The sequence below is a fragment of the Mesorhizobium sp. M7A.F.Ca.CA.002.09.1.1 genome (assembly GCF_003998555.1).
Taxonomy (GTDB): Bacteria; Pseudomonadota; Alphaproteobacteria; order Rhizobiales; family Rhizobiaceae; genus Mesorhizobium; species Mesorhizobium ciceri.
Window position 1 is genome coordinate 1 of record NZ_RZRR01000807.1, and the last position, 2,576, is coordinate 2,576.

Here is a 2,576-nt window from a genome sequence, read left to right on the forward strand (position 1 = left end):
CTCCCCTACTCCCCTACTATCTTACTATCTTACTATCTTACCACCCTCACCACCGTCCGGTCCGACAGCAGCGGCAGCAGCCGCGCCATGGTTTGCGCCGTGACAGCCACGCAGCCTTGCGTCGGCGTGAAGCCGGGGCGCGCCAGATGGAAGAAGATGGCGCTGCCGCGCCCGCGCCGGCGCGGCGACAGGTTCCAGTCGAGCACCAGGCAGGCATCGTAGAGCCTGTCGTCGCGCCGCATGCGTTCGTGGCTGGCGCCATAGGGAATCCTGACCGGCCTGTTGTAGTTGCGGTCGTCAGGCACTTCGCACCAGCCCAGATCGGGCCCGATCGGCGTCATCGCCAGCCGGGTCCTGCGGCCGCTGGAGAACTGATCCCCCCGGAAATACCCCGACAGGATCCGCATCGCGGCCAGCGGCGTGGCGCCGTCGCCTTCGCGCTTGTCGGCCGAGATGCCGCCGCGCCCCAGCGCACAGGCAAACACCGTTTTCCCGGCCTGCAGCAGGCCCTGGCTTGGATGCCCAGGCCTCGCCCGCACGGTCAGCACACGCAGCCCTTTTCGCAAAATTGCGCCGGCTGCATTGCGATCGTGTTTTTTCTTGTATGATCGTGCCACGGAACAAATCACTGTGAACGGCTGTTACGCCGGTCAGCTTCCGCATAAACAGGCAGCGGTCAACTGAATTTTCTTTTCAAAACAACGGATTGATCCATGACTTCACGCACCATACTGATCGTCGACGACGATGACGACCTGCGCGGCACGCTGGTCGAGCAATTATCCCTTTACGAGGAATTCGACGTGCTGCAGGAATCGACTGCGGCAAAAGGTGTCGCCGCAGCGCGCGGCGGCCTCATCGATCTGCTCATCATGGATGTCGGGCTGCCCGACATGGATGGCCGCGAAGCGGTGAAGATCCTGCGCAAGGGCGGCTACAAGGCGCCCATCATCATGCTGACCGGTCACGACACCGATTCGGATACGATTCTTGGTCTCGAGGCCGGCGCCAACGACTATGTGACGAAGCCGTTCCGCTTCGCCGTGCTGCTGGCGCGCATTCGGGCGCAGTTGCGCCAGCATGAGCAGAGCGAGGATGCCACCTTCTCGGTCGGGCCCTATACTTTCAAGCCCAGCCAGAAACTGCTGCTCGACCCGCGCGGCGGCAAGGTGCGGCTGACGGAGAAGGAGGCCTCGATCATCAAATATCTCTATCGCGCCGACCAGAAGGTGGTGACGCGCGACGTGCTGCTCGAGGAGGTGTGGGGCTACAATTCCGGCGTCACCACGCACACGCTGGAAACCCATGTCTACCGGCTGCGCCAGAAGATCGAGCGCGATCCTTCCAATGCGGAAATTCTTGTGACAGAAAGCGGCGGCTACAAGCTGGTTCCTTAAACATTTTCATTATCCAATGAGCGGCCGGGCGGGGCCGCTTTCGGGTACGATCCAGTTGGAGGGTGGTTTGGATCGAACTCGCAGAGGAGGAGTCGGACTGTCGGTTCGGGGACATAGCTAGATGGCGCTGGATGACGACATCCGCGTTCTGTCCGCCGTGAGGCTCTTCGAGGGCTTCACGCAGGAACAACTGCGCCTGCTCGCCTTTGGCGCCGAGAACACCAGGCTGATTGCCAACCACAAGCTCTATCGCGAGGACGACGAGGCCGATTCCGCCTATATCGTTGTCAGCGGGCGCATCGTGCTCTACCGGGAGCAGAATGGTGAACGCATCCCGATTGGCACGGCAGACCCCGGCACGATCCTGAGCGAACTGGCATTGATCGCCGACACCAACCGGTTGACCAGCGCCTCGGCCGAGATCGATTCGGAAGTGATGCGCCTCAGCCGCAAGATGTTCCGCCGCATCCTGGAGGAATATCCCGAGATCGCGGTCAAGCTGCACCAGCGCATCTCGGAGGAATTTCAGGCGATGATCCGCCGCATCGAGGAACTGGCGCCGCGCTTCTCCGGCTAAATCTAGCGTACCCACGAAGCTGCTGGCTTCGCAGCCGAAGGGAGAAGTGTTTTCAACGACAGCGATGAACTGGTCGTGGCGCACTGCGGCCGTCCGGACGCCCGGATCCAGCGGCAAGGCTCCGTTGACAGGCAAGAGGTGAAATCCTAAAGCACCTCGAAGGCGGCCGGCGCAGCAGGCGCCATCACCACCAGGCTCCTGGGGGGAGCGAGCCATGCCATCAGGGCGGTACGAGACCATTATCTTGTATTCCCGCAATGACGCGTTCGGCGACGGACTGATCCGGATTCCGGCATTGCGCGCCGCCAGAACGGCATTCCCCGATAGTTTCATCGTCTACGGAACCACCCGGTCGTCATCCCTTGAACATAGCCTCAATCGCCATGCCGGCCATTTGGTCGATGCGATCAATGTGCGGACGCCGCTGGCGCGCCTGATCGCCGGTCACAGCAAGGGCAAGGGGCGATTGGCCGTCGTCGATTTCCGCATCTCGGCGCGTTGGCTGCTTCAGGCCTCGGCATCACTGCTCGGCCGCGGCATTGCCTATGAGGCAAACTTTCCGGCTTTCGCCCTTTCCTGGCGCCTGGGCCAAAGGCCTGAAG

Annotated in this window: 4 protein-coding genes; 3 read left to right on the forward strand and 1 reads right to left on the reverse strand. The window is 62.1% G+C overall.

Annotated features, from left to right (window positions below):
• Window positions 1-32: 32 nt before the first annotated feature.
• Complete coding sequence (locus tag EN994_RS26555) at window positions 33-569, reverse strand: L,D-transpeptidase (RefSeq protein WP_181172690.1); 537 nt, start codon at window positions 567-569, stop codon at window positions 33-35.
• Window positions 570-713: 144 nt separating this feature from the next.
• Between EN994_RS26555 and EN994_RS26560 the strand changes: the two genes are divergently transcribed.
• From EN994_RS26560 to EN994_RS26570, 3 genes are all read left to right on the forward strand, one after another.
• Window positions 714-1,397, forward strand: a complete 684-nt coding sequence (locus tag EN994_RS26560) for a response regulator transcription factor (protein WP_013528898.1) — start codon at window positions 714-716, stop codon at window positions 1,395-1,397.
• A gap of 121 nt (window positions 1,398-1,518) precedes the next feature.
• A complete protein-coding gene (locus EN994_RS26565) occupies window positions 1,519-1,974 on the forward strand; it encodes a Crp/Fnr family transcriptional regulator (protein WP_013528897.1) in 456 nt (151 codons plus the stop codon).
• A 244-nt stretch (window positions 1,975-2,218) separates the two neighbouring features.
• A partial coding sequence (locus EN994_RS26570) for a hypothetical protein (protein ID WP_164746215.1) occupies window positions 2,219-2,576 on the forward strand: 358 nt, incomplete at its 3' end.

Coding starts and splice junctions, on each gene's coding strand:
- EN994_RS26560 (WP_013528898.1), top strand. CDS start 714: ATGACTTCACGCACCATACTGATCGTCGACGACGATGACGACCTGCGC.
- EN994_RS26565 (WP_013528897.1), top strand. CDS start 1,519: ATGGCGCTGGATGACGACATCCGCGTTCTGTCCGCCGTGAGGCTCTTC.